Genomic DNA, 24709 nt, shown 5'->3' on the forward strand with positions numbered 1-24709 from the left:
GCGGGTGGTTTATTCGCTACTCGGCCGCCGCCGACATATCGAGCTCGTGAAATTCACCGCGATAGGGCCGCGCCGTCGGCGGCAATTCGCGCTTGAGGAAATAATCCTCGTACCGCAGCTGCTTCAGCAGCACCGGCCAGACTTCGCGATAGGCATGCCACATGGACGGGTTCGCCGCCGGCAGGTCGTGCTTGATCAGCTCGTGCAGCCTCGGCAGCGCATGGTAGGGCACCATCGGAAACATGTGATGCTCGACGTGGTAATTCATGTTCCAGTAGATGAAGCGGCTGACCGGGTTCATGTAGACGGTGCGCGTATTCAGCCGGTGATCGACGACATTGTCGGCTAGGCCGATATGCTGCAGCAACCCTGTCAGCACCATGTGCCAGCTGCCATAGAGGCGCGGCAGGCCGATCAGCACCAGCGGCAGCCATGACCCCAGCGCGATCGCGAGAGCGATCGCCGCAGCGTACACGGCGACATGCCGGCGCGCGGCAGTGATCGTCTTCGCCTGCTCTGTCTCAGGAATGTAGCTCTTTTCGTCGTCCGACAGCTTGCCCAACGCCTGGCGCGCCAGGATCGGCAGCGAATAGCGGAAATCGAGAATGCCGGTGAAGGCAAGCGCCGCCTTGACCAGATTTGGCGGCCGCATAACCGCGATCTCGGCGTCACGGCCGACGATGATCGTGTCGGTGTGATGCCGCGCATGGCTCCAGCGCCATTGCACCGGATTGCGCACCACCATGAAGCTGGCGATTTCGTAGATCGCATCGTTCATCCAGCGTGTGCGGAAGGCGGTGCCATGGCCACATTCGTGCCAGCGCGAGTCGCTCGACGATCCATAGAGCACGCCATAGACGAGCAGGAACGGCACCACCCACCACGTGCCCCAGAACCACACGATGCCGGCGGCCGAGCCCAGGATGGCTGCGATCCAGATCACCGTATCGCGGATCGCCGGCCCGTCGGAGCGCTGCATCATTTCCTTCATTGCCTTGCGCGGCACGTCGGTGTGATACCACTCGGCCGAGGCCAGCCCGGTCTCGATCGCCCGGCGGGTGCTTTCGCCGACCAGGCCGTAATCGCGCTTTGTCTTGGCCGCCGTCGCCATCACCGTCTCGCCTACCTCAAAGCCCGTTGGCGCGGAACTTCCCGTCGAGAAATGTTTTCGCCCGCGGCACGTCGTCCTCGGTCAGATGCTCGATGATGACGGGAATGTTCGGGTGCTTCTCGCTGAGCCGCTTCAGATAGAGGTCGTAGTTGAGCGAGCCGAGACCGGGCGCCGGTAATTCGATCTCGCCGACGCCGCGGAAGGTCAGCCCCTCATGCGCATCCGCATCGCCGATATCGGCATGCTTTTCCGTCTTGTCGCTGCCGGAGCGTTTCACATCCTTGGCATGCGCGATCCGGATCTTGTCGGCCAGCGTGTCGAACACCTGGTTCAGCACCTGGTCCATGCGGTCGATATTGTGCGCCTCGAAATAATTGGTCGGATCCATCAGCAGGCCGAGGCCTGGATGGTCGACCTGCGCGAACATTTTGACCGTCTCCTCGACCGAGCCGACGACATTGTTGACATAGGTTTCGAGCAGGAACACCGCGCCGTGGTCGTAAGCCGTCTGGGCAAGGTCCGAGATCACCTTGCGGCATTCCTCGAAGCCTTCCTCGGTCTTGTTCCTGGGGTGATGCACCCAGTCGGATTCGGTGTTGTATGTGCCTGTCTCCGAGATCACGTAGGGCGAGCCGAAGGCGCGCGCATTGCGGATGATTTCCTTGAGATAGCCGACGCGCTTGTCGCGCTCGGATTTGTCGGGATGAATGATGTTGGTGTAGCCCGAGATGCAGCAGACCGGCAGATTGTGGTCGCGAAACGTGTCGCGCACTGTCCTCGCCTTGTCCCCGGTGATCTGCCCGGCCGTGAGATCGACATCCCTGAAATGCATGTCGAGCTGCACCGTGTTGAAGCCGAGTGCACGGATGCGGCGGGCGGCCTCGGCGAGCTCATAGGGGAAATAGCCGGTGAATATACCTGCCTGCATCATGATGTGAACTCCTCCCGGTAAGCGATTCAGCCGCCACACTATTCGGCGGGCATGTTCAGTCGATCGATATCTCGGACAGTTTGACGGTGCGGCCTTGCGCCATCGAGCGATAGCCGGCCTCGACCAGTGCCATTGTCTTGACGTTGTCGCCGACGGAGAGCGCCGGCGGCGCGCCTGTCTTCACCGCATGCTGCAATTGCTCCATCACGCCGATGAAGGCATGCGGGAACCACATCGTGTCCCAGCTCGGGCTGACCCATTCGCCGCCGGTCGTCTCGGTCGACGCATAGGTCAGCGTCGAGGCCACACCTTTCGGCCAGCCGATCGTGCCTTTGGCGACACCCTTGGTGCCGTCGACGCGCCAGTTGATGTGCTGGTCGTCCAGATAGCCCTCCTGGCGCGGTCCGGACCAGACATCCTCCAGCGACACGGCGAGCACGCCGGAGGGAAAGCGCAGCGTCGAGACGGTGATGCCGTCGCTATGCTCGAATGTCGTGCGCGGGTCCTTGCGTGTCAGCGTGGTGATTTCCGAGGGATCGCCGAACAGGAAGCGCAGCACGTCGAGATGATGCACGCTCATATTGGCCAGCGTCAGCCGGTCGTAGTCCTGAAGGAAAGTCTGCCAGTGCGGGATCGCATGCATGTCGATCTGCGCAAAGACGATGTCGCCCAGTGCGCCGCTGTCGATGATCTGCTTCAGGACGCGCATCGACTGGTCGTAGCGCATGTTCTGGTTGACCGAGAGGATCTTGCCTGACTTGGCTGCCTCGTCGCGCAGCTTCACGGCTTCATCGACCGACAGCGCCAGTGGCTTCTGCACCAGGATCGCCTTGATGTGAGGCTGCTTCAGCGCATGGCGGATCAGCGCCGGCTGCTGGTCGGGTGGAAAGGCAAGGTCGACGATCTCGACCTCAGAATCCTCGATCAGCTGTTCCGGCGTGTCGTGGACGGTCGGAATGCTCCAGCGTGCAGCTACCTTCTCGGCGCTGGCCTTGGTGCGCGAAGCGATGGCGACGACTGGGAAACCGGCCTGCGCATAGGCGGCAAGATGGCATTCGGCCATGATCATGCCGGCGCCGATGCAACCGATCCGGTATTCGCTGGTGCGAACCCTCACATCCGGCTCGAATCCCTGGCCTGCCATCCGTTCCTCCCTTGGACGACAGGATATAACGCCATGGCCGGCCCATCAGCCAAGGTCCGCTCCATCAATTCCCATCAGAACCATGCCGGGGTGACGGTGCGAACTAGTTTGCGGCAATCAGCACGGTGCTTTCCGGCGACCAGCTGAGCATTACATCCTGGCCTTCCGCCAGCCGGTCATTGCCGGTGTTCTGGACGATCACCTTCAGCATCTGGCCGGCGCGCTCGACGAAATAGGTGCTGTTGTTGCCGGCGAAGATGCGCTTGGAGACTTGCCCCTTCAGCGTGTTGGCATTGCCGCTCGATGCCCCGGCATCGGTGGCGATGCGAATGCGTTCGGGACGCACCGCGCAGCTGGCCTTCGTACCGGCGGCAAGCCGATCACCCACCCCGGCGGCAATCGCCGTGCCGTCCGGCAGGCGGATGCCGTTGCCGGTCGCATCGCCGCGAAAAATGTTGGCGTCACCGAGGAAGGTGGCGGCGAACTCGCTCTTCGGCCGGTCGTAGATCTCCTCCGGCGGCCCTTCCTGCACGAGCCTGCCGTCCCGCAAGATTCCGATGCGGTCGCTCATCGTCAGCGCCTCTTCCTGGTCGTGGGTGACGAAGATGGTGGTGATGCCGATCTCGCGCTGGATGCGCTTCAGCTCGATCTGCATGTCGACGCGCAGCGCCTTGTCGAGCGCGCCGAGCGGCTCGTCGAGCAGCAGCACGCGCGGCTTGGTGACAATGGCGCGCGCCAGCGCCACACGCTGGCGTTGGCCGCCGGAGAGCTGGTGCGGCCGGCGCTCGCCGAGCTTCCCGAGTTGGACGAGATCGAGCGCGCGCTGTACTTCGGTGGCGATCGTCGCTTTCGTTTCGCCGCGCACCGACAGGCCGAAGGCGACATTGTCGGCAACGCTCATATTGGGAAACAGCGCATAGTTCTGGAACACCATGCCGATGCGCCGCTTTTCGACCGGCACGCGTTCCACACTCTCGCCGCCAATGGCAATGCGGCCAGTATCGGGAAAGTCGAAGCCGGCGATCTGGCGAAGCAGCGTGGTCTTGCCGCTGCCCGATGGGCCGAGCAACGCATAAAAGCCGCCATCGGCGAAATCGATGGAGACGTCGTCCAGCGCCTTGTGCGCGCCAAAACTGCGCGAGACGTTCGATACCTGCACGCCGGCCATTATTTCTCTCCGCCGAATTTGAAGAAGCGCGCCGTGAGCAGCATCAGCGCCATCGACACGACGATGATGATGGTCGAGACCGCGTTGATCTCGGGCGTGAACCCCTTGCGGATCGCGGCGTAGATTTCGACCGGCAGCGTCGTCTGCCCCGGGGTCGCCAGGAAGTAGGAGACGACGAACTGGTCGAACGACACGGCAAATGCGAACAAGCCGCCGGCAATGACGCCGGGCATGATCCACGGCAGCGTCACACGCCTCGTCACTTGCCACTGGTTGGCGCCGAGCGAGCGCGCCGCCTCTTCCAGCTCCGGTGCAAAAGTCTGCAGCCGGGCCGAGACGACGACGATGACATAGGGCAGCGCCAGCGCCACATGGCCGAGCAGGATGGCGAACAGGCCGCGACCAATGCCGACGCCGAAGAAGAAGATCAGCATCGCCGTGCCGGTGATCAGCCACGGAATGGCGATTGGCGGAAACAGCAGCGCCTGCAGCACTTTCTTGCCGCGGAAATCATAGCGGAACAGCGCTAGCGAAGCGGCCGAGCCAAGCACCACTGAGATGAGCGTGGTGATGACCGCGATCTCGAGGCTGTTCCAGGTGGCCGCGATCAGCTGGTCGTTCTGCCAGAGCGAGGCATACCATTCCGTCGTCCATTCGAACGGCAATTGGTAGAAGGGCGAGACGTTGAACGACATCAGCGCCATGATGATGATCGGCAGATAGAGGAAGGCGAGCAGCAGTCCGATGTAGAAGCGGCCTAGTCCTTCGAGGATGCGGGTCGTCATCATCAAGCAGCCCTCCGCAGCACCGGCGAGGCAACCGCCAGGATCACCAGCACCACCGCCAGCAGGATGAAGGAAAGCGCCGCCCCCAGCGGCCAGTTGAAGACGGCGACGAACTGGTCCTCGATCACCGTCCCGTAGAACGTGCCGGTGCGGCCGCCGAGAATGCGCGGCTCCATGAACGAGCCGACGACCGGCACGAAGATCAGTGCCGCACCTGCCACCAGGCCAGGCATCGACAGCGGGATGATCACCCGCTTCAGCACCTGCAGCCGCGAGGCGCCGAGCGAACGTCCGGCCTCGATCAGCGAGTCGTCGATGGCCTGCAAAGTGAGATAACAGGTCAGCACCATATAGGGCACGTAGGAGTGCACCAGGCCGATGATGACTGCGGGGTAGGAATACATCAGGTCGATGTTGATCTTGAACGGCAGCACGGCGTTGAGCGCCGTGTCGAGGATGCCGCCCTCGCGCAGCACCATCGCCCAGGAGAAGATGCGCACCAGCCCGTTCGACCAGAACGGCAGGATGACCAGCAGGAAGATCGCCTCGCGGCTGCGCCCCTTCAGCACCTTGGCCAGCACATAGGCGGCGGGGTAGCCGATGACGACGCACCACAAAGTCACTTCGAGGCCGAGCCGCAGCGAAGCGAGCAGCAGCGTCAGGTACAGGCTGTGCGAGAAGAAGGCGGCGTAATTGCCAAGGGTGAACGCCCACGGCTTTCCCGACAGCGGCAGGTCGGTCATGAAGGAGAAGAATACCATGGCCGAGAGCGGCAGGAAGATCGCCACCGTCAGCCAGAGATAGGCCGGCGCCAGCAGCGGCAGGGCCGATCTCAGCCCGCTGCGCGACGCGACCGCACCCTGTACTGCCATGATACCCTCCTCCCCAGGATTGAAGGGCCAGCCGGCGCAACCGCCGGCTGGTCCGGACGTGAGCGTTACTTCACGTCGACCTTGAGCTGCTGCCACAGCGCCAGATAGGCCTCGCGCTGCGAGTCGGTGATCGGCGCCTGGAACTGGATGCGCTTGGCCACCTCGGGATCGCCCATCACCTTGCGGTTGAAGGAGTCTTCAGGCAGCGCTTCCACCGCCTTGGTGTTGGCCGACACCGGCGCGCCGACCTTGGTGACCCATTCGACATAGAATTTCGGATCGATCATCCAGTTGATGAAGGCCTGCGCACCCTCGACATTCTTCGAGCCCACCGGGATCGAGAAGGCGTCGAGCCAGGCGACGGCGCCTTCCTGCGGAACGACCAGCGAGACCGGCAGCTTGAAATGCGTCTTGGCACGGTCGGCCGAGCCGCTCCAATAGGTGCCGATGTCGATCTGGTTGGAGGCGACCATCTGGTTCCAGTCGTTCTCCGAACTCCAGAACGTCTTGATCTGCGGCATCAGCGAGGTCAGCTTCGCCTTGACCGCTTCCATATCCTTGATGTCGTTGATATTCTGACCGGTGGCGATGGCGCCGAACTGCACCGCTTCGACAGCGTCGTCGCGAATGACGACCCGGCCCTTATGCGCTGGGTCCCACATTTCGGCGATCGAGGTCGGCGGCTTGTCGAAGGACTTTTCGTTGATTGCCAGCGCCGTCAGGCCCCACACCCACGGCACGCCATAGACCTTGCCGTCATGGTCGAGCATCGGTGATTGCGCCTTGTCCTTGCTGATGTCGGCATAGTTCGGCAGCTTCGAGACATCGATCGGCTGGATCAGCTTTTCCGCCATCGCCTGATCGTTGAAGGCGGCGTTGATCATGACCACGTCATAGAGGCCCGGATTGGTGCGGATCTTGGTCAGCATTTCCTGTTCGGAATTGAAGAAGTCGTTGACGACCTTGTTGCCGGTCGCCTTTTCGAAGGCTTCGATCGCCCACGGCTCGTCGGCGCCGTAGCCCTTCCAGTTGAGCACATGCACTTCGGCGGCACTGGCGGCCAGCGTGAGCGCGGAGGTGATGACGGCGGTCGCCGTCAGCAGGGCAGTCAGTCTTGGCATGCGCATGTTCGTTCCTCTCTTGTTTGCCCGCTTGGCGGGTCAGGCTGTCTGATGGGCCTTCTGGTTCTGGCCCGGCTCGCCCGTGGCGGCCTGGCTCAGGAAAGTCTGGATCTCGCTGTCGGTCGGCGCCGATGAGCCGCCATGGCGGGTGACGGAAAGTGCTGCCGCCGCATTGGCATAGCGCGCCGCCTCGAAGGGATGCACGCCGCGCGAGAGTGCACTGACGAAACCGCCGATATGGGTGTCGCCGGCGCCATTGGTGTCGATGGCATCGACCTTGAAGCCGGCAATGGTCTGCGTCTCGCCATTGACCAACCTCACGAAACAGCCCTTGGCGCCGGCGCGGATAACGACGCCTTCGGCCTTTGGGCAGTGGTCGGCGAGCAGCCGGGCGGCGAGTGCCTCGACATCGCCTTGCCCAGCGATCTCGACCGCTTCCGTCATGTTGCAGCTCAGCCATGTCGTACGGGCAAGCACCCGCGACAGGATGGGACGCGGGATATCCGCGATGACCGGCGTTGGATCGAAAACGAAGGGAATGTTTTCTGGCAGCGCCTCGATCCAGTCGGTCAGCGCGTTGCGGCTTCCGAGATAGCTCAGCGTGTAGCCCGACGTGAACACCCAATCATCAGACGCGACCACCACGGGCCTCATCATCTCGAGGCTGAGAATGCTCTCCGCACCGGGCCACGACACGAAGGTGCGCTCGGCATCCCCGGAGATCATGGCGACGCAATTGCCGCTGTCCATGACAGGGGATGGCGACGTCAGCGTTATGATGCCTTCGGCCGCAAACGCGGCGCGCAAAAAATCGCCATTCGGTCCGCTGCCGAGCTGGCCGCCGAACACCACCGTCATGCCGGTGCGGCTGGCCGCGACCATCATGTTGAAGCCGCCGCCGGCGACCTGCGCAAAGCTCGACGCGGTCTTCTCGCAGCCCGGCGCCGGCAAGGCGTCGATGCGGTAGACATAGTCGACGACGGCGCTGCCGATATGGACCAGACGCCCACTCATGCCGCGGCATCCTTGCTGGCCTTTGCCGTGCGCGCCGCGACGAGGTCTTCGGCAAGCGAGCGCACCTCCCCCATATCTATGCCGACGAGCCCGGCAATGTGTTGTTGCGGCAGTTGCGAAAAGCCGACGCAGGCGCCGGCCATGCCTGAGGCAATCGCGCCGATCGTGTCGGTGTCGCCGCCGAGATTGGCGCTGATGATTGCCGCTTGCCAGGGATCGCCCTGCGCGACTTCAAGCACGGCGAAAGCTGCCGGCACGGACTCCTGGCTGGCCACACCGGTGCCGACGAGATCGGTGATGAGCCCGATCGCATCCCGCATGGTCTTGCCGCGCACGAGCTCCTGCGCCCAGGCGATACGCGCGGCGATATCGCCACCAGTCACCCAATGTCCGAGCCGGGCGCCTCGCCGCGCGGCTGCTACCGCGCTGTCGGAAGCGGCACGCCAGTCGCCACCGGCGACGCCGTGGCTGGCGGCGGCGGCAACTGCTGCGGCCGAAGCGATGGCGATCGAGGTGTTGTGCGTGGCACGGCAAGTTTCGGCCACCTTGGCGACGAAAGCGTCGAGCGGTTCCAGCGGCATCATGATGCCGACCGGCGCGATGCGCATGGCCGCGCCATTGGTGTCGCCCCGGCTTCCCGCCTCTTCCGCCGGCACGCCGTCATTGATGGCGTCGATGGCGCGCTTGGTCGATGGTCCCAGCAGGTCATAGCTGCCGCGCGCCTTGACCTCGCGCTCCCAGTCGAGCAGTGCGTTCACCCAGCGCGCATGATCGAAGCGGTCGCCGGACTGGACCAGAATGCGACCAAGCAGCAGCGCCTGTTCGGTATCGTCGGTGATGGTGCCGGCAACGAGCCCCTTCGACACCGGATGATCGGCAAACGGCGCCACGAAATCCTCGACATGGCCGTATAGCTCGGCGATCCGCGCCGGCGACAGAAGCTGCGTCGGCATGCCCAGCGCATCACCGAGCGCCCCACCGACAAGCGCGCCCATGGCGCGATCGAGCGTGTCGTTGGTTCTGTCCGGCATCGCTCAAAACCTCATATGCAGCGCGAAATGCGCCGGGTTGAGCAGGCTGGTTACATATTCGATCGGCCGGTCGTCGGCCGCACGCGTCAGCCGGCGTCCGCGCAGGAACGGCGTGCCTTGCGGGCAGCCGAGAATGGCGGCGTCTTCGGCATTCAGCATCTCGATGCCGACCCATTCCTCGCCATGGTCTGGGATGAGGCCGGCGCCGCGCAGCGTCTGGTGCAGCGAGCCTTCGCGCAGACCGCGCAGCGGCACGTCCTCCAGTTCGGGCGACAGCGGCAGGCGGCTGCGTTCGATGGAGATCGCATGGCCGTCGCTGGCATTGGTGCGCACCCGGTCGACGGCGATGAAGAACGGGCTTTCGATGCCAAGCAGCGCGGCAAGATCGGCATCCTCGATCACTTCAAGCCGCAGCGTCCGCGTCTCGGCATTGGCGCCGGCATTGGCCAGCGCCCGCGACCAGCCGATGGCGTCGTCGACCGGCTTGCCGTCGAAGGTCACGAAAGAGCCGATGCCGACCTTGGTCGTTATCAGCCCACGGCTGGACAGCTCCTCAAGGCCCTTGCGGATCGTGTTGCGGCTGACGGAGAAGCGTTGGACGAGTTCGTTCTCGCTTTGCAGGCGGTCGCCGAAGCCAAGCACGCCGGAGCGGATCTCATGTTCGAGAACGGTGGCGATCTGCTCGGGCTTGCCCGTGCCGGGAGACAGTTGAACCACGCGCCGCCTCATATGGGTACCTGTTCAATAAACCTGTATAGTCCTGTTCAATATTGGAGTTGAAGGGCGACGTCAACGATATATTTGGATTCACGCATATGCGTTGTGCTCAGGTGCCCCAGGGCATCGTTTGCTCGCATGGCGACGCTAACCGCGTAGGGCGCTCCCGTCTCCGAGACAGAGCGGGGGCAGCGCTTCCCTCAGACGATTAGCCTTGCGCTCACACCAAGAAAAATTCCTCAATCCGTTGCTTGGCCGTCCGCAGCGCTGGCAGGATATCCCGCTCCATCGCCTCGACGGAGAACCGCGCCGACTGCGTCGAGACGTTGATCGCCGCCACGATCTTGCCGGCGCGGTCATAGATCGGCACCGCTATCGAACGCAGCCCAAGTTCCAGCTCTTCATCGACGACGGCAAAGCCATCCGCCCTCGCCGCGTCGATGGCCTTGGCCAGCGCGGCGCGGCTGGTGATCGTCTTCGGCGTGCGCCGTTCGATCCTCGCCTCTGCAAGCAAGGCCTTCAGCTCATCCGCGCCCAGCCCCGCAAGCAGGACGCGCCCCATCGAGGTGCAATGCGCCGGCAGCCTGGTGCCGACATCGAGCGAAACGCTGAGGATGCGGCGGCCAGGAATGCGCGCGACATAGACGACTTCCTCGCCCGACAGCACCGCCGCGTTACAGGCCTCGTCGAATTGGCCCGCGACGTCGCGCATGATGGATGCCGCGAATGTCCACAGCGAGGCGCCGCCGAGCCAAGAGCGCACGATGGCGAGCAGGCGCGGCGACAGCGAAAACTGCCGGCCGGATTGCGTGGCATAGCCGGTGGCGGTCAGCGTCAGCAGGAAGCGACGCGCGCCGGCGCGGGTCAGCCCCGCCTCCTCCGCCATTTCGGTCAGCGTCATCCCGGCCGGATGCCGGGCCAGTATCTCCATGACTGCAAGGCCGCGCTCCAGCGAGCCGACATGGTCGCGCGTCTTTGCCTCGTCCTCCATGCGGCCTCCGCAAGACAATGCGCCGCCTTGACTCGTCTCGGCGGCGCGATGTAAAAATATCTCATACAAAACAAATGTTCGCAATACGAACTTTTTGAACTTCGGAGTTCTTGGCGATGGTCAATTTCCTGCCGCTCAAACAGGCCGTGGCCGAGAACCTGCATGATGGCGATACGGTCGCCTTCGAAGGCTTCACGCATCTGATCCCGACGGCGGCGGCGCATGAGGCCATCCGCCAGGGCTTTCGCGACCTGACGCTCATCCGCATGACCCCCGACCTGATCTACGACCAGATGATCGGCATGGGCATGGCCAAGAAGATCATCTTCTCCTATGTCGGCAATCCCGGCGTCGGCCTGCTGCGACGCGCCCGCGATGCCATCGAGAACGGCTTTCCCCGGGCGATCGAGATCGAGGAGCACAGCCATGCCGGCATGGCCAACGCCTATGAGGCGGGCGCGGCCGGCCTGCCCTGCGCGGTTTTCCGCGGCTATCGCGGCGCCGGGCTGGCAACAGTCAATCCGAACATCAAGTCAGTCACCTGCCCCTTCACCGGCGAAGTGCTGGCCGCTGTTCCCTCAATCCGCCCCGACGTGACCTTCATCCACGCCCAGAAGGCCGACAAAAAGGGCAATGTGCTGGTCGAAGGCATTATCGGCATCCAGAAGGAGGCGGTGCTCGCGGCCAAGCGCGCCGTGGTGACGGTAGAGGAAGTCGTCGACAATTTCGACGACCTGCATCCCAACCTCACCGTGCTGCCGCGCTGGACCATCGCTGCGATCTCGGTGGTATCAGGCGGTTCGCATCCGTCGTACACGCACGGCTATTATGCGCGCGACAATGCCGCCTATCTCGAATGGGACGACATCGCCGCTGACCGTGAAAAATTCCAGGCCTGGATGCAGGCCAATGTCATCGATCGCACGGCGGACGATTTCGCCGGCCGCGTAAAGCATCTGAGGAGCGCGGCATGAGCGGCTTTACTCCCAATGAGATGATGACGATTGCCGCCAGCCGAGCCCTGAAAAACGACGATGTCTGCTTCGTCGGCATTGGCGCGCCGTCGGCCGCCTGCAACGTCGCGCGACTGACGCATGCGCCCGACATCACGCTGATCTATGAAAGCGGCACCATCGGCACCGCGCCCGATGTTTTGCCGCTGTCGATCGGTGACGGCGAACTTTGCGACACCGCCGTCACGACCGTCTCGGTGCCGGAGATGTTTCGTTACTGGCTGCAGGGCGGCCGCATTTCGATCGGTTTCCTCGGTGCCGCCCAGCTCGACAAGTTCGGCAACATCAACACCACCATCATCGGCGACTATGCGCATCCCAAGACCCGCCTGCCCGGCGGCGGCGGCGCGCCGGAGATCGCCACCTCGTCGAAGGAGATCTACATCACCATGGCGCAGTCCAAGCGCGGCATGGTCGAGAAGATCGACTTCTTCACCTCCTTCGGCCATGGCGATGGGGGCGATCACCGCCAGCGCCTAGGCATCGACACCGCTGGACCGACGCTGCTGATCACCGACCTCGCCATCTGGAAGCCCGACCCGATGAGCAAGGAATTCACCGTGGTGTCGCTGCATCCCGGCGTGACGCGGCAGCAGGTGCAGGACAGCTGCGGCTGGATCGTAAAGTTCGCCGAGGCGCTTGACGAAACGCCGGCGCCGACGGAACTCGAGCTGACGACATTGCGTGACCTGCAGGCCCGCACCAAGGCGGCGCATGAGGGAAGCGGAAAAGAAAAGGCTGCATGACATGACCGAGGCATTCATCTGCGATTACATCCGCACCCCGATCGGCCGTTTCGGCGGCTCGCTGTCGTCGGTGCGGGCCGACGATCTCGGCGCCATTCCGCTGAAGGCGCTGGTCGAGCGCAATTCCGGCATCGACTGGCAGGCCATCGACGACGTCGTCTATGGCTGCGCCAACCAGGCCGGCGAGGACAATCGCAATGTCGCGCGCATGTCGCTCCTGCTCGCCGGATTGCCGCAGGAAGTGTCAGGCTCGACCGTCAATCGCCTCTGCGGGTCCGGCATGGACGCGCTCACCATCGCCGCCCGCGCCATCAAGGCGGGCGAAGCCGAGTTGATGATCGCCGGCGGCGTCGAATCGATGAGCCGCGCCCCCTTCGTCATGCCCAAGGCCGAGACCGCCTTTTCGCGCCATGCCGAGATCCACGACACCACCATCGGCTGGCGTTTCATCAACCCGCTGATGAAGAAACAGTATGGCGTCGATTCCATGCCGGAGACCGGCGAGAACGTCGCCGAGGATTTTTCAGTGTCGCGCGCCGACCAGGACGCCTTTGCCGTGCGCAGCCAGGACAAGGCCGTCGCGGCACAGGCCAATGGCCGGCTGGCGAAGGAGATTACCCCGGTGACGATCCCACAGAAAAAGGGCGATGCGATTATCGTATCGAAGGATGAGCATCCCCGCGCCGGCACCACGGTCGAGTCGCTAGCCAAATTGCCGACGCCGTTCCGCCAGGGCGGCACCGTCACCGCCGGCAACGCGTCCGGCGTCAATGACGGCGCGGCAGCGCTGATCATCGCCTCCGAAGCGGCTGTGAAAAAATACGGCCTGACGCCGATCGCCCGCGTCCTCGGCGGCGCTGCTGCCGGCGTGGCGCCACGCATCATGGGCATCGGCCCTGCCCCGGCGACACAAAAGCTCTGCGCCCGCCTCGGCCTGACACCGCAGCAATTCGATGTCATCGAGCTCAACGAAGCTTTCGCCTCCCAAGGCATCGCCGTGCTCCGCCAACTCGGCATCTCCGAGGACGCGGAGCACGTTAATCCGAATGGCGGCGCCATCGCGCTTGGTCATCCCTTGGGCATGTCGGGCGCGCGTATCACTGGCACCGCGGCACTGGAACTGCGCGAGCGCAGCGCCCGCTATGCGCTGGCCACCATGTGCATCGGCGTCGGCCAGGGCATCGCGGTGGCGCTCGAACGGGTTTGAGTTTGCACCGCCCTTAATAGGGCAAACCGACATAGTTTTCAGCCAGCGCGGTCGACGCCGCTTGCGAATGCACGAGATAGTCGAGCTCGGCTTCCTGGATGCGCTGGCCGAACTCGCCCGTATCGGGAAAGCGGTGCAGCATCGTCGTCATCCACCAGGAGAAGCGCACCGCCTTCCACACTCTGGCCAGCGCCTTGGCTGAATAAGCGTCGAGCCCGCTTGGTGATTTGTCCAGATAGAATTCGCGAAGCCCAGCAAAGAGATAGCGCACATCGCTGGCGGCGAGGTTGAGCCCCTTGGCGCCCGTCGGCGGCACGATATGGGCGGCGTCGCCGACCAGGAACAGCCGGCCGAAGCGCATCGGCTCGGCGACGAAGGAGCGCAGCGGCGCGATTGATTTTTCGAAGGACGGGCCGGTAACGACCGCGGCTGCGGTCTGTTCCGGCAGGCGACTGCGCAATTCGTCCCAGAAGCGACCGTCGCTCCAGGCGTCGACCTGTTCGTCAGCCGGGACCTGCACATAGTAGCGGCTGCGATGCGTCGACCGCATCGAGCACAGCGCAAAGCCCCGCTCATGGTTGGCGTAGACCAGTTCGTGATCGGCCGGCGGCACTTCGGCCAGCACGCCGAGCCAGCCGAAGGGATAGGTCCGCTCGAAGGTTTTCAGCGCCCGCCCAGGCGCCGATTTGCGGCTAACGCCGTGATAGCCGTCGCAGCCGGCGATGAAGTCGCAGTCGATGCAATGGCTGACGCCGTCCTTGTCGTAGGTGACGTAGGGCGCTTCGCCATCGAAACCATGCAGCGCGACGTTGGCCGCCTCATAGACGGTGGTCAGCCCGGCCGCCTCGCGCTTGTCCATCAGATCGTGCGTCACTTCGGTCTGGCCATAGACGGTGACATGCTTGCCGCCAGTCAGTGCCGTGAGGTCGAGCCGGTGCAGGCCGCCGCCGAAGGCAAGCGAGATGCCGCCATGCAGCAGGCCCTCGGCATGCAGCCTTGCAGCTGCGCCCGCCTCTTCGAGCAACTCGACGGTGCCTTGTTCGAGCACCCCTGCCCGCACCCGGCCAAGCACATGCTCCCGGCTCGAACGTTCGAGGATCACCGTCTCGACGCCAATGGTGCCGAGAAGCTGGCCAAGCAGCAGCCCGGACGGTCCGGAGCCGACAATGACAATCCGGGTGCGCATCAGTGTCCCAGGCTTTCGATCTGTCCGGCGAGTTCGGCGGCGAGCCGTAGCGCAGCCGCGGCCGCAACCGCCATCTGCGGCAAGAGCAGCCATTCCAGCGTCCAGGCAGCACCGGAGCGCTCCTGCTCATGCACCAGCGCCTGATGCATGCCGGAAAGCTGGGTGGCGTTGAAGCGCGCCAGCGTCACCAGCACTTCCGCCTTCACCGGGTTCTGCTTGTGCGGCATGGCCGACGAGCCGCCGCCGCCGGATAGCTTGATCTCGGTGCCGCTCTGCGCCATCAGGGCGACGTCCTGGCCGAACTTGCCGAGGCTGCCGGTGATGAGCGACAGCAAACCGGCGAACTCGGCCAGCGCATCGCGCTGGTTGTGCCATTGCGGCGCATCGCCAAGGCCAAGCTTTGCGGCAAGGGCGGCGCGCACCGCAGGCCCTTTGTCGCCGAGCTTTTCCAGCGTGCCCGCAGCGCCGCCGAATTGCACTACCAGCAGACCCTTGGATTGCTCCGAGAGTCTCTGCTGATGCCGTTGCAGCGGCGTGCGCCACACCGCCACGCGGTCCGACGCCTGAATTGGGATCGCCGGCTGCATGCGCGTCATCGCTGTCAATGCACGGCTGCCAAAACGTTCTTCCAGCCCTACCAGCCGCAGAATGTTTTCAGTCAGCAGCAGGTCGAGATGTTCAATGAGCCGGCGCAGCCGAAGAACCAGGCCAGTGTCGATGACGTCCTGGCTGGTTGCGCCGAAATGCACGCCGGCGTCGTGCGGCGCGCCGACCGCTGCCTTCAACTGGCGCACCAGTTCGGGCACGATCACGCCATCCTTCGCCACACCGGCCCGCAGCCGCGCGGTGTCCGGCTTGTATGACAACAGGACAGGTACAATCGCCGCGGCGGCATCCGTGCCGATAGTCCCGCTTTCGGCTTCCGCTTGCGCCAGCGCGCGCTCGAAATCGAGCATGGCGGCGATTTCCGCATCCACCGAAAAATGCCGAGCCGCCTCCTCGTCGCCGAGCAGGCCGGAGAGCAGCGGATGGTCGAAGGGCGATACGGTCATGTCATTGGTTTCCTGACCGTCAGCTGTCGAAGAAGACCGTTTCCTTCTCCCCTTGGAGATGGACGTCGAAAATATAGTTGTCGCCTTGCCGCTCGGCGATCAGCGTCGGCACGCGCACCTTGTGCTCGATGCGGGCCAGGATCGGATCCTCGGCATTGGCCTTGGCCTCGTCGGAGAAATAGAGCCGCGTGTGGAGGCCGATATTGATGCCGCGGGCGACGATCCACAGGCTGATATGCGGCGCCATCAGCCGGCCGTCGCCATACGGCACGCGTCCCGGCTTGATCGTCTGAAAACTGCACAGGCCGGTTTCCATGTCGGTCGGCTGACGGCCCCAGCCCTGAAAATCCGGATCGGCATCGCCGCGCAATTCGGCCGGCGAATTGTAGAAGCCATTGGCATCCGCTTGCCAGATTTCGATCAAGGCATCCCTGAGCGGCGTGCCGGTGCCGTCGAGCACGCGGATGCGCAAACCGATGCGCTCGCCCTTGGTCTTGTCGTTGAGCATCGTCGCGCCGAGGTCTGTCGGATAGACGCCGCCGATACCACCGAAATTCGGCGTCAGCCCGATATGCACGTAGGGCCCGGCGGTCTGCGACGGGCTCTCCTTCAGCCGGGTCAGCGATTGCGCCATCAATTGCCCTCCGGCCGGTTTTCGAACAGCGCGGCGCGGCGCCCGCGCAGCACGATGTCGAACTTGTAGGCGCGCGCGTCGAACGGGATCGTCGCCTGCATGTCGAGCGCCGCGACCAGCGTCTCAACGGCCGCCTTGTCACGGATACCGCGCACGATCGGGCACCGCCAGATCAGCGGGTCGCCCTCGAAATACATCTGCGTGATCAGCCGCTGTGCGAAGCCGTGGCCGAACACCGAGAAATGGATGTGCGATGGCCGCCAGTCATTGGGCCCGTTCGGCCAGGGATAGGGACCGGGTTTCACCGTGCGAAAGGCATAGCCGCCATCGGCATCGGTGATGGTGCGGCCGCAGCCGCCGAAATTCGGATCGAGCGGCGCGAGATAGCCGTCCTTCTTGTGGCGGTAACGGCCGCCTGAATTGGCCTGCCAGAATTCGAGCAGCGCGCCGGAGACGCCCTGGCCGCGCTCGTCGAGCACGCGGCCATAGACGATGATACGCTCGCCGATTGCGCTCTCGCCGGGCTTGGCGAAGTTGTGGATCAGGTCATTGTCGAGTTCGCCGAGCATGGCGTGGCCGAACACCGGACCGGTGATTTCGGACGCCGTGTTGTCGAAGGCCAGCAGCGCCTTTTGCGGCGAGCGCAACACCGACGTCTTGTAGTCGGGCGTCAGCGCCGGCGGATGCCAGCCACGGTCGCGCTGGAAGAAGGCTCCGCTCTCGGGCCTGCGGTTCGAGCCGGCATCAGCTGGCATGGCCAGCCCTGCTTCCGTCCATTTCCGAAAACACCTCCTTGGCGATCCTGAAGGCGCGGTTGGCGGCCGGCACGCCGGCATAGATCGCGACATGCAGGAACGCTTCGCAGATATCGTCGCGCGACGCACCGGTGTTGGCGGTGGCGCGCACATGCATGGCGACCTCTTCATCATGGCCAAGGGCGGCCAGCAGTGCCAGCGTCACGATCGAGCGTTCGCGCCTGCTGAAGCCCGGACGCGCCCACACAGTGCCCCAGGCTGCCTCGGTGATCAGCTCCTGGAACGGCCGGTCGAAATCGGTGACGGCATCCTCGCTGCGATCAACATGCGGGTCGCCGAGCACCGAGCGCCTGACGGTCAGCCCGGTCTGATATCTGGTTTCGTTTTTGGGCAGTTCATCCATGGGTCTGCTTTCTCAGGGGAAGCGCCGCGACGAAATCGCGGATCAGGGTGGTCAGCGCCTTGGGCTGTTCGACGCAAGGGATGTGCGCGGCGTCACGAATGATTTCGAAATGTGCGCCTGGGATCAGATCGGCCAGCCAGCGGACGAGATCCGGCGGCGTCGAGCCGTCCTGGTCGCCAACGACGCAAAGCGTGGGTACCGCGATCCCCTGCGCGGCCTCGGTGAAATCGGCATCGCGCACCGCGGCGCAGGTGCCGACATAGCCGGCGACGGCTTGCCGGGTCATCATGTTCCAGTAGCCGTCGAGCTCGGCGACACGGTCCGCGTGGAAGGCAGGCGTAAACCACATTTTGAGCACGGCATCGGCGATGGCCTGGATGCCTTTGCTTTCGACCGTTTCGATGCGGGTGTTCCAGCTGTCGGCCGTGCCGATCTTGTGGGCGGTGTCGCACAGGATGAGGCCGTCGACGATTTCGGGGCGCCGGGCATAAAACCCTTGCGCAATCAGGCCGCCCACCGACAGGCCGCACAGCACCGCATTGTTCAATTCGAAATGATCGATCAGGCCCGACAGATCATCGACATGCTCGTCGATCGAGCTGACGCCACCAATGTCGGACAGGCCATGGCCGCGCTTGTCGTAGACCAACGCAGGCATTTCGCCACCCAGTTCGGACAACACCTCGTCCCAGATGCGGAAGTCGGTGCCCAGCGAATTGATGAACACGATCGGCCGCGCATTTCCCTTCGCCTTGATATGGCGATGGTGCAGCGTGATGCCGCCAATGTTGACGAATTGCACGATTTCGATCCTCCGTGTTCACATTGCACAAGGCATTTGGTTTGGTAAAATGATATTTTCCGCCGTTTCATTAACTGCTAGGTTATGAGAACATGTCCGAAAGCCGCATAAGGTTCCGTCACCTGCAGGCATTCCTTGAGGTAGCGCGGCAAGGCAGCGTGGCGAGGGCGGCCGACTTTCTCCATGTCAGCCCACCGGCCGTGACCAAGACGTTGCGCGAACTGGAGGAGGCGCTTGGCATCGCTGTCGTCGAACGCGACGGCCGCGGCATCAGGGTGACGCGGCTTGGCGAAATCTTTCTCGGCCATGCCGGCACGGCGATCACGGCACTGAAGCGCGGCGTCGATTCCGTCCGCCAGGACGGCGCCATCAACCGGCATCCGATCCGCATCGGCGCGCTCCCGACAGTGTCGGCCAAGGTGATGCCACGCGCCATAAGCCTGTTCCTGAGTGAAAATACCGGTGCTGCGATCAAGATCGTCACCGGCGAGAACGCGGTCCTGCTGGAACAGTTGCGCGTCGGTGCGCTCGATCTCGTCGTCGGCCGGCTTGCGGCGCCGGAAAACATGACCGGCTTCTTCTTCGAGCATCTCTATTCCGAACCGGTGCTGTTCGTGGTGAGGGCCGGCCATCCGCTGCTGCAGCCGGGCCAGGACATCTTCGCCCGGCTCGATGAATTCCCGGTGCTGATGCCGACGCGGGAGTCGGTCATCCGCCCGTTCGTCGACCGCCTGTTCATCACCAACGGCATGACGGCGCCTGCGACCGAGATCGAGACCGTCTCGGATTCCTTCGGCCGTGCCTTCCTGCGCCAAAGCAATGCGGTCTGGATCATATCGACAGGCGTCGTCGCCAACGAACTCTCCAGCGGCGCCTTCGTCGCCTTGCCCGTCAACACCGACGAAACCAAAGGGCCGGTCGGCCTGACGATGCGGACCGACACTGCGCCTTCGCCGGCCTTCACCATCCTGCTGCAGACCATTCGCGAGGCGGCCAGCCAGAACGCCTGAGCACCTTTCGCCAATCTGGCGCAGAGCGGGCCTTCAGCCGTATTCCATAACCTGTTGGTTAACGAAACACCGCAAAATATCATTTTACCAAACCAAACACCTAGGGCACTGTGACGATGGGAGGATCGAAATCGTGCCGTTATCGGCATTGGCGGCGTTCCGCTGCCGCCTCAAGGCCTGCCGGGGCGATCTCCGATCTTAAGAACGGGCGGCATCGATTTTGAGCAGGCCGGCGGTGACCTCCAGGTGCCGTCAGGAAAGGGAGGAATACCAGCATGACCTCAAGCAAATCCGGCGTCTCGCGGCGCCAGTTCATCGCCACATCGCTCGCCGGCGGCGCGGCACTTGCGCTCAGCCGCGGCCAGGCCTTCGCGCAGGCCGCCGACACGCTGAAGGTCGGCTTTGTCAGCCCGCGCACCGGGCCGCTCGCCGGCTTCGGCCAGACCGACGGCTATGTGCTCGACCTCGCCCGCAAGGCGCTCGCCAACGGCCTCGACATCGGCGGCAAGAAATACAGTGTCGAGATCATTGACCAGGACACGCAATCCGACCCGTCGCGCGCCGGCCAGCTCGCCAAGGACCTCATCAACAACCAGGCCGTCGACCTGATGCTGGCGGTGTCGACGCCGGAGGTGATCAACCCGGTCGCCGACGCCTGCGAAGCCGCCGGCGTGCCTTGCCTCTCCACCGTCATGCCGTGGGAGGCCTGGTATTTCGGCCGCGGCGCCAAGCCCGGCGAACCCTCGCCGTTCAAATGCACCTATCATTTCGGCTTCGGCGTCGACGAGTTCTTCCGGACCTACATCTCGCAATGGAACCTGATCGAGACCAACAAGAAGGTCGGCGTCATGTATCCCAACGACGCAGACGGCAATGCCATCCGCACCCATCTGGCGCCGTTGCTGGCAAAGCAGGGTTTCACCATCGTCGATCCCGGCGCCTACGAGACCGGCACCACCGACTATTCCTCGCAGATCGCGCTGTTCAAGCAGGAAGGCGTCGAGATCTTCAACTCCTTCCCGATCCCGCCGGACTTCGCCGCCTTCTGGCGTCAGGCTGCACAGCAAGGCCTGATCAAGCAGATCAAGATCTGCCAGGTCGCCAAGACCGGATTGTTCCCGTCCGACATCGAGGCGCTGGGCGATCTCGGCAACAAGATTTCGAGCGCCGCTTACTGGCACAAGGCCTTTCCCTACAAGTCGCCGCTGACCGGCGTTTCGGGAATCGAACTGGCCGACGGTTATGAGGCCGCCAGCGGCAAGCAGTGGACGCAGCAGCTCGGCGCCTCGATGTCGCTGCTCGACGCCGGCTTCGAGGCGCTGAAGGCAAGCACCGACGCCAAGGACAAGGCGGCCGTCGCCAAGGCGCTGAGCACGCTCAACACCGAGACCATGATCGGCAAGGTCGACTTCACCAGCGGCCCGGTCGCCAATGTCTCTCCCGGCCCGATCATCGGCACCCAATGGGTGGCGGCCAAGGAAGGCGGCAAATTCCCGCTCGACTACGTCGTGACCGAGAACGCCACCGACCCGAAGGTTCCGGTCGAGGCCAAGCTCCAGCCGTATAACAGCTGACGGTCGGTTAGGGGATCGCATCGTGAACGGTTCAGCAAACGCCGCGATCCTCCGCGCTGCCGGCATCCAGAAACGCTTCGGCGCGCTGGTGGTGCTCGACGATGTCGACTTCGCCATGAATGCCGATGAGGCCGTCGGCATCGTCGGCCCGAACGGCGCCGGCAAGACGACGCTGCTCAGCATCTTATCAGGCGCCTTCCCGCCGAGCGCCGGCACGGTCGCCTTCAAGGGTGGCGATGTGACCGTGATGCCGGCTACAGCGCGCTGTCGTCTCGGCCTGGTGCGCACGCACCAGGTGCCCAAGCCGTTCAGCGGCATGACCACGTTCGAGAACGTTTTTGTTGCCGCGTCGCATGGCGCCGGTCTCGCCCGCGACGAGGCCTATGAAGAGGCGCTGGAGTCGCTGAAACTGTGCGGCATGATGGGCGTGGCCAACCGGCGCGCCGAAACGCTCGGCCTGCTCGACCGCAAGCGGCTGGAACTTGCCCGCGCGCTCGCGGCAAGGCCTACGCTGCTTCTGCTCGACGAGATCGGCGGCGGACTGACCGATGGCGAGGCGAGCGAACTTGTCGATACCATCAAGGAATTGCGCCGCCGCAAGATCGGCATCGTCTGGATCGAGCACATCGTCCACATCCTGCTGCAGGTGGCAGAGCGGCTGATCTGTATGGACGCCGGCAAGATCATCGCCGATGGCGAGCCGCAAGCGGTGATGGCCGACCCGGAAGTCGTGCGCGCCTATCTCGGCGGAGGCCCGAAATGAGCCTGCTCGCAATCGAGAATCTGGTCGTCCGCCATGGCCTGTTGCAGGCGGTGCGCGGTGTGAGCTTTACGATCGAGCGCGGCGAAACGCTGGCGCTGGTCGGCGCCAACGGCGCCGGCAAGACGACGCTGCTGCGGGCGATCGCCGGCGCCCATGAGCCGACGGCCGGCCGCGTGCTGCTGAATGGCGCCGATATCACCGGCGTTCCCTCGCACAAGCGCGTCGGCATGGGCGTCGCGCTGGTGCCGGAAGGGCGAAAACTGTTCGTGCAAATGACGGTCGAGGAGAACCTCCTGCTTGGCAAGACCGCCGGCCGTCCCGGCGACTGGAGCGTGGAACGAGTGCTCGACACGTTCCCCAATCTGAAGCCGCGCCGCCATGCCAAGACCGGGCATCTCTCCGGTGGCGAGCAGCAGGCCACCGCCATCGGCCGCGCTTTGATGAGCAATCCCGAACTGCTGCTGCTCGACGAGGTCTCGCTCGGCCTGTCGCCGCTGGTGGTCGACCGCGTATACGCTTCGCTGCAAGGCCTGATCAGCTCCGGCACGACGATCATCCTGGTCGAACAGGACCTCAATCGCGCGCTCTCGGTCTCGGACAAGGTCATCTGCATGCTCGAAGGACGCGTCGCGCTGGAAGGCCCGAGCAAGGGCATGTCCCGCGATGAAGTGACGAAAGCCTATTTTGGTCTGCACAGAAAAAGCGCCGGGAGTGTGCCGGCATGAGCAACCAGATCGTCCAGGGCATCCTGCTCGGCGGCTACTACGCGCTGATCGCCTGCGGCCTCTCCTTCATGTTTTCGGTGATGCGCATAATCAACCTCGCGCATGGCAGCCTGGCCGTGTTTTCCGCCTACGCGCTGTGGTGGCTCGCCTCGCAATTCCATATCTCGCCCTTCGTCGGCCTGCTCATCGTGCTGCCGCTGATGGCGGCCATCGGCTGGGCGCTGCAGCGCTTCCTGCTCGAGCGCAGCGCCCGCGGCGGCGCGCTCCTGCCGATCCTGACCACGTTCGGCCTCGCCATCGTCATCGACAATGCGCTGTTCGAGCAGTTCGGCGCCGACACACGTTCGCTGGCGCCCTATATCGGCAGCCTCTCCTACGATTCCTGGGAATGGCCGGGCAGCATCTATGTCGGCAAGCTTGCCGTGATCATGTTCGCCGCCGCCGTCATATTGCTTGGCGGACTGCAGCTGTTCCTCACCCGCACCAGGCTTGGACGCTCGATCCGCGCCACGTCGGAAGATCCCGACACGGCCGGTCTCGTCGGCGTCGATGCGCGCCGCGCCAATGCCCTCGCCGCCGCCATCGCCATGGTCACCGTTGGGCTGGCCGGCGCCTTCCTCGCCATGCGCGCCACCTTCGATCCCTATACCGGCGCACCTCAATTGCTGTTCGCTTTCGAGGCGGCGGTGATCGGCGGCGCCGGTTCGCTATGGGGCACGCTGGTCGGCGGCATCGTTCTGGCGCTCGCCCAGACGCTCGGCGCGCAGATCCATCCGCAAGGTTTTCTGATCGGCGGCCATGTCGCCTTCCTGATCGTGCTGTTCATCCGGCTCTCCACCTCCGGCCTTGGCCTGCGCGGCCTGCTGCGCCTGCCCGCGAGGAAAGCATCATGAGCGCGGTTTTAAACGACCCCGTCATCGAGCGCGGCACCTCCGCCTCGCGCATCTCGGCGATTGCGGTCGTCGTCATCATCGCGCTGCTTGGCATCGCGCCGCACTTCCTGTCGGCCGGCGCCGTCGACCGCCTTACCGCCTTGTTCATCTATGTGATCCTGGCAGCGATGTGGAACGCGCTGGCCGGCTTCGGCGGGCTGGTTTCGGTTGGACAGCAAGTGTTCTTCGGCCTCGGCGCCTATTTCGCCATCCGTCTGGCCGATGCCGGCCTCAACCCGTTCGCCTCGCTGTTCGTTTCGGCGATCATCGTCGGCGCGATCTCCTGGCCAATGTCGCTGTTCATGCTGAAGCTTAAGAACGGCGAGTTCGCCATCGGCATGTGGGTGATCGCGGCGCTCACCCATCTGCTGGTCAATCTCGACCGGCTGGTGCAAGGCGAGACCGGGACGTCGCTGATCTCGCTCAACATCTATGACGCCGGTTCCAGGCGGGCGACGATCTACTGGCTGGCGTTGGCCGCGATGACGGCGCTCCTTGCCATCCTGTTTAGCCTGCTGCGTGGCAGCACGGGTGCGGCCATCCGCGCCATCAGGGACAATGAGGAGGCCGCGGCATCGGTCGGCGTGCGCGTCACCGGAACCAAGCGGCTGCTCTTCGTGCTCGCCGCCTTCGGTATCGGCATGGCCGGCGCGCTGTGGTTGGCCACGTCGATCACCTTCCAGCCGAAAACCTACTTCAACGTCCAGTGGACCGCCTACATGATCTTCATGGTGCTGGTCGGCGGCATCGGCACCTTCGAGGGCGCCATTCTGGGTGCGCTGCTGTTCTTCCTCATCGAGACCTGGTTCGGCGGCGCCGGCGTCTGGTATCTGATCGGCCTCGGCGCCACGGCGGTGCTGTTCTCGCTCTTCCTGCCGCGCGGCCTGTGGGGAACGCTGGAGGAGCGCTTTGGCCTGCGCCTGCTGCCGGTCGGCTACCGGGTCAGGCTGCCGGCAAACGCCGGCGATAGTGACGCGACGCCTTCGCCGCAACAGGCCGCAACGCATAGTGAAAAGGCGTGA

26 protein-coding genes are annotated in these 24709 nt (G+C 64.2%); 9 read left to right on the top strand and 17 right to left on the bottom strand.

The genetic code is table 11. The features are described from left to right. Positions 1-16: 16 nt before the first annotated feature. From ACYG9Z_RS04815 to ACYG9Z_RS04865, 11 genes are all read right to left on the bottom strand, one after another. Positions 17-1111: a fatty acid desaturase family protein gene (locus tag ACYG9Z_RS04815; protein WP_460222878.1), complete on the bottom strand. Its 1095-nt coding sequence runs from the start codon at positions 1109-1111 to the stop codon at positions 17-19. Between the two features lie 16 nt (positions 1112-1127). Then, entirely contained in the window at positions 1128-2042 is a 915-nt protein-coding gene (locus tag ACYG9Z_RS04820; RefSeq protein WP_352763116.1) for a sugar phosphate isomerase/epimerase family protein, read from the bottom strand. A 55-nt stretch (positions 2043-2097) separates the two neighbouring features. After that, positions 2098-3186 carry a Gfo/Idh/MocA family protein gene (locus tag ACYG9Z_RS04825; protein ID WP_460222879.1) on the bottom strand — a complete coding sequence of 363 codons (1089 nt, stop codon included), beginning with the start codon at positions 3184-3186 and terminating at the stop codon, positions 2098-2100. 103 nt (positions 3187-3289) lie between these two features. Next, on the bottom strand, positions 3290-4354 hold the full coding sequence (locus ACYG9Z_RS04830; protein ID WP_023736020.1) for an ABC transporter ATP-binding protein: 1065 nt from the start codon (positions 4352-4354) through the stop codon (positions 3290-3292). Beyond that, positions 4354-5142 carry an ABC transporter permease gene (locus ACYG9Z_RS04835; protein WP_023696229.1) on the bottom strand — a complete coding sequence of 263 codons (789 nt, stop codon included), beginning with the start codon at positions 5140-5142 and terminating at the stop codon, positions 4354-4356. Before ACYG9Z_RS04835 ends, ACYG9Z_RS04830 begins: the two co-directional genes overlap by 1 nt. Beyond that, positions 5142-6011 (bottom strand): ABC transporter permease, encoded by an 870-nt coding sequence (locus tag ACYG9Z_RS04840; RefSeq protein ID WP_023752093.1) that lies wholly within the window; start codon positions 6009-6011, stop codon positions 5142-5144. Before ACYG9Z_RS04840 ends, ACYG9Z_RS04835 begins: the two co-directional genes overlap by 1 nt. A 65-nt stretch (positions 6012-6076) precedes the next feature. Continuing rightward, positions 6077-7138, bottom strand: coding sequence for an ABC transporter substrate-binding protein (locus ACYG9Z_RS04845; protein WP_023749929.1), 1062 nt, complete (start codon positions 7136-7138; stop codon positions 6077-6079). Positions 7139-7171: 33 nt separating this feature from the next. Continuing rightward, on the bottom strand, positions 7172-8146 hold the full coding sequence (locus ACYG9Z_RS04850) for a PfkB family carbohydrate kinase (RefSeq protein ID WP_023752094.1): 975 nt from the start codon (positions 8144-8146) through the stop codon (positions 7172-7174). Then, on the bottom strand, positions 8143-9177 hold the full coding sequence (locus ACYG9Z_RS04855; protein WP_023696232.1) for an ADP-ribosylglycohydrolase family protein: 1035 nt from the start codon (positions 9175-9177) through the stop codon (positions 8143-8145). The genes ACYG9Z_RS04850 and ACYG9Z_RS04855 overlap by 4 nt, the downstream gene beginning before the upstream one ends. A gap of 3 nt (positions 9178-9180) precedes the next feature. After that, positions 9181-9906, bottom strand: coding sequence for a GntR family transcriptional regulator (locus ACYG9Z_RS04860; protein ID WP_023752095.1), 726 nt, complete (start codon positions 9904-9906; stop codon positions 9181-9183). Between the two features lie 208 nt (positions 9907-10114). Beyond that, positions 10115-10885 carry an IclR family transcriptional regulator domain-containing protein gene (locus ACYG9Z_RS04865; protein ID WP_023752096.1) on the bottom strand — a complete coding sequence of 257 codons (771 nt, stop codon included), beginning with the start codon at positions 10883-10885 and terminating at the stop codon, positions 10115-10117. A gap of 116 nt (positions 10886-11001) precedes the next feature. Between ACYG9Z_RS04865 and ACYG9Z_RS04870 the strand changes: the two genes are divergently transcribed. From ACYG9Z_RS04870 to pcaF, 3 genes are read left to right on the top strand one after another with little or no spacing between them, the layout of a single operon-like run. Further along, positions 11002-11859 (top strand): CoA transferase subunit A, encoded by an 858-nt coding sequence (locus tag ACYG9Z_RS04870; protein ID WP_023752097.1) that lies wholly within the window; start codon positions 11002-11004, stop codon positions 11857-11859. Beyond that, positions 11856-12644 carry a CoA-transferase subunit beta gene (locus tag ACYG9Z_RS04875; RefSeq protein ID WP_023690761.1) on the top strand — a complete coding sequence of 263 codons (789 nt, stop codon included), beginning with the start codon at positions 11856-11858 and terminating at the stop codon, positions 12642-12644. Before ACYG9Z_RS04870 ends, ACYG9Z_RS04875 begins: the two co-directional genes overlap by 4 nt. A gap of 1 nt (position 12645) precedes the next feature. Further along, positions 12646-13851 carry a 3-oxoadipyl-CoA thiolase gene (gene pcaF, locus ACYG9Z_RS04880; protein ID WP_023712109.1) on the top strand — a complete coding sequence of 402 codons (1206 nt, stop codon included), beginning with the start codon at positions 12646-12648 and terminating at the stop codon, positions 13849-13851. A gap of 13 nt (positions 13852-13864) precedes the next feature. Here the strand turns inward: pcaF and pobA are convergent, their stop codons facing one another. From pobA to pcaD, 6 genes are read right to left on the bottom strand one after another with little or no spacing between them, the layout of a single operon-like run. Then, a complete protein-coding gene (gene pobA / locus ACYG9Z_RS04885) occupies positions 13865-15037 on the bottom strand; it encodes a 4-hydroxybenzoate 3-monooxygenase (RefSeq protein WP_023752098.1) in 1173 nt (390 codons plus the stop codon). Beyond that, positions 15037-16089 carry a 3-carboxy-cis,cis-muconate cycloisomerase gene (locus ACYG9Z_RS04890; RefSeq protein WP_023752099.1) on the bottom strand — a complete coding sequence of 351 codons (1053 nt, stop codon included), beginning with the start codon at positions 16087-16089 and terminating at the stop codon, positions 15037-15039. Before ACYG9Z_RS04890 ends, pobA begins: the two co-directional genes overlap by 1 nt. A gap of 19 nt (positions 16090-16108) precedes the next feature. Continuing rightward, positions 16109-16723, bottom strand: a complete 615-nt coding sequence (pcaG, locus tag ACYG9Z_RS04895; RefSeq protein ID WP_023685271.1) for a protocatechuate 3,4-dioxygenase subunit alpha — start codon at positions 16721-16723, stop codon at positions 16109-16111. Then, positions 16723-17478: a protocatechuate 3,4-dioxygenase subunit beta gene (pcaH, locus tag ACYG9Z_RS04900; protein ID WP_023685272.1), complete on the bottom strand. Its 756-nt coding sequence runs from the start codon at positions 17476-17478 to the stop codon at positions 16723-16725. Before pcaH ends, pcaG begins: the two co-directional genes overlap by 1 nt. Next, a complete protein-coding gene (gene pcaC, locus ACYG9Z_RS04905; RefSeq protein WP_023685273.1) occupies positions 17468-17881 on the bottom strand; it encodes a 4-carboxymuconolactone decarboxylase in 414 nt (137 codons plus the stop codon). Before pcaC ends, pcaH begins: the two co-directional genes overlap by 11 nt. Next, positions 17874-18683, bottom strand: a complete 810-nt coding sequence (pcaD, locus tag ACYG9Z_RS04910) for a 3-oxoadipate enol-lactonase (protein WP_023752100.1) — start codon at positions 18681-18683, stop codon at positions 17874-17876. Before pcaD ends, pcaC begins: the two co-directional genes overlap by 8 nt. A 92-nt stretch (positions 18684-18775) precedes the next feature. Between pcaD and pcaQ the strand changes: the two genes are divergently transcribed. The 6 genes from pcaQ (at position 18776) to ACYG9Z_RS04940 (ending at position 24709) form a co-directional block, all read left to right on the top strand. Further along, positions 18776-19693 (top strand): pca operon transcription factor PcaQ, encoded by a 918-nt coding sequence (pcaQ, locus tag ACYG9Z_RS04915; protein WP_023752101.1) that lies wholly within the window; start codon positions 18776-18778, stop codon positions 19691-19693. 275 nt (positions 19694-19968) lie between these two features. After that, entirely contained in the window at positions 19969-21267 is a 1299-nt protein-coding gene (locus ACYG9Z_RS04920) for an ABC transporter substrate-binding protein (protein ID WP_023752102.1), read from the top strand. An 88-nt stretch (positions 21268-21355) separates the two neighbouring features. Further along, positions 21356-22030, top strand: coding sequence for an ABC transporter ATP-binding protein (locus ACYG9Z_RS04925; RefSeq protein WP_460222906.1), 675 nt, complete (start codon positions 21356-21358; stop codon positions 22028-22030). Continuing rightward, positions 22027-22755, top strand: a complete 729-nt coding sequence (locus tag ACYG9Z_RS04930; RefSeq protein WP_023685278.1) for an ABC transporter ATP-binding protein — start codon at positions 22027-22029, stop codon at positions 22753-22755. The genes ACYG9Z_RS04925 and ACYG9Z_RS04930 overlap by 4 nt, the downstream gene beginning before the upstream one ends. Then, positions 22752-23648 carry a branched-chain amino acid ABC transporter permease gene (locus tag ACYG9Z_RS04935; protein ID WP_023685279.1) on the top strand — a complete coding sequence of 299 codons (897 nt, stop codon included), beginning with the start codon at positions 22752-22754 and terminating at the stop codon, positions 23646-23648. The genes ACYG9Z_RS04930 and ACYG9Z_RS04935 overlap by 4 nt, the downstream gene beginning before the upstream one ends. Then, on the top strand, positions 23645-24709 hold the full coding sequence (locus tag ACYG9Z_RS04940) for a branched-chain amino acid ABC transporter permease (protein ID WP_023752104.1): 1065 nt from the start codon (positions 23645-23647) through the stop codon (positions 24707-24709). Before ACYG9Z_RS04935 ends, ACYG9Z_RS04940 begins: the two co-directional genes overlap by 4 nt.

Source organism: Mesorhizobium sp. RSR380A (genome assembly GCF_054719385.1).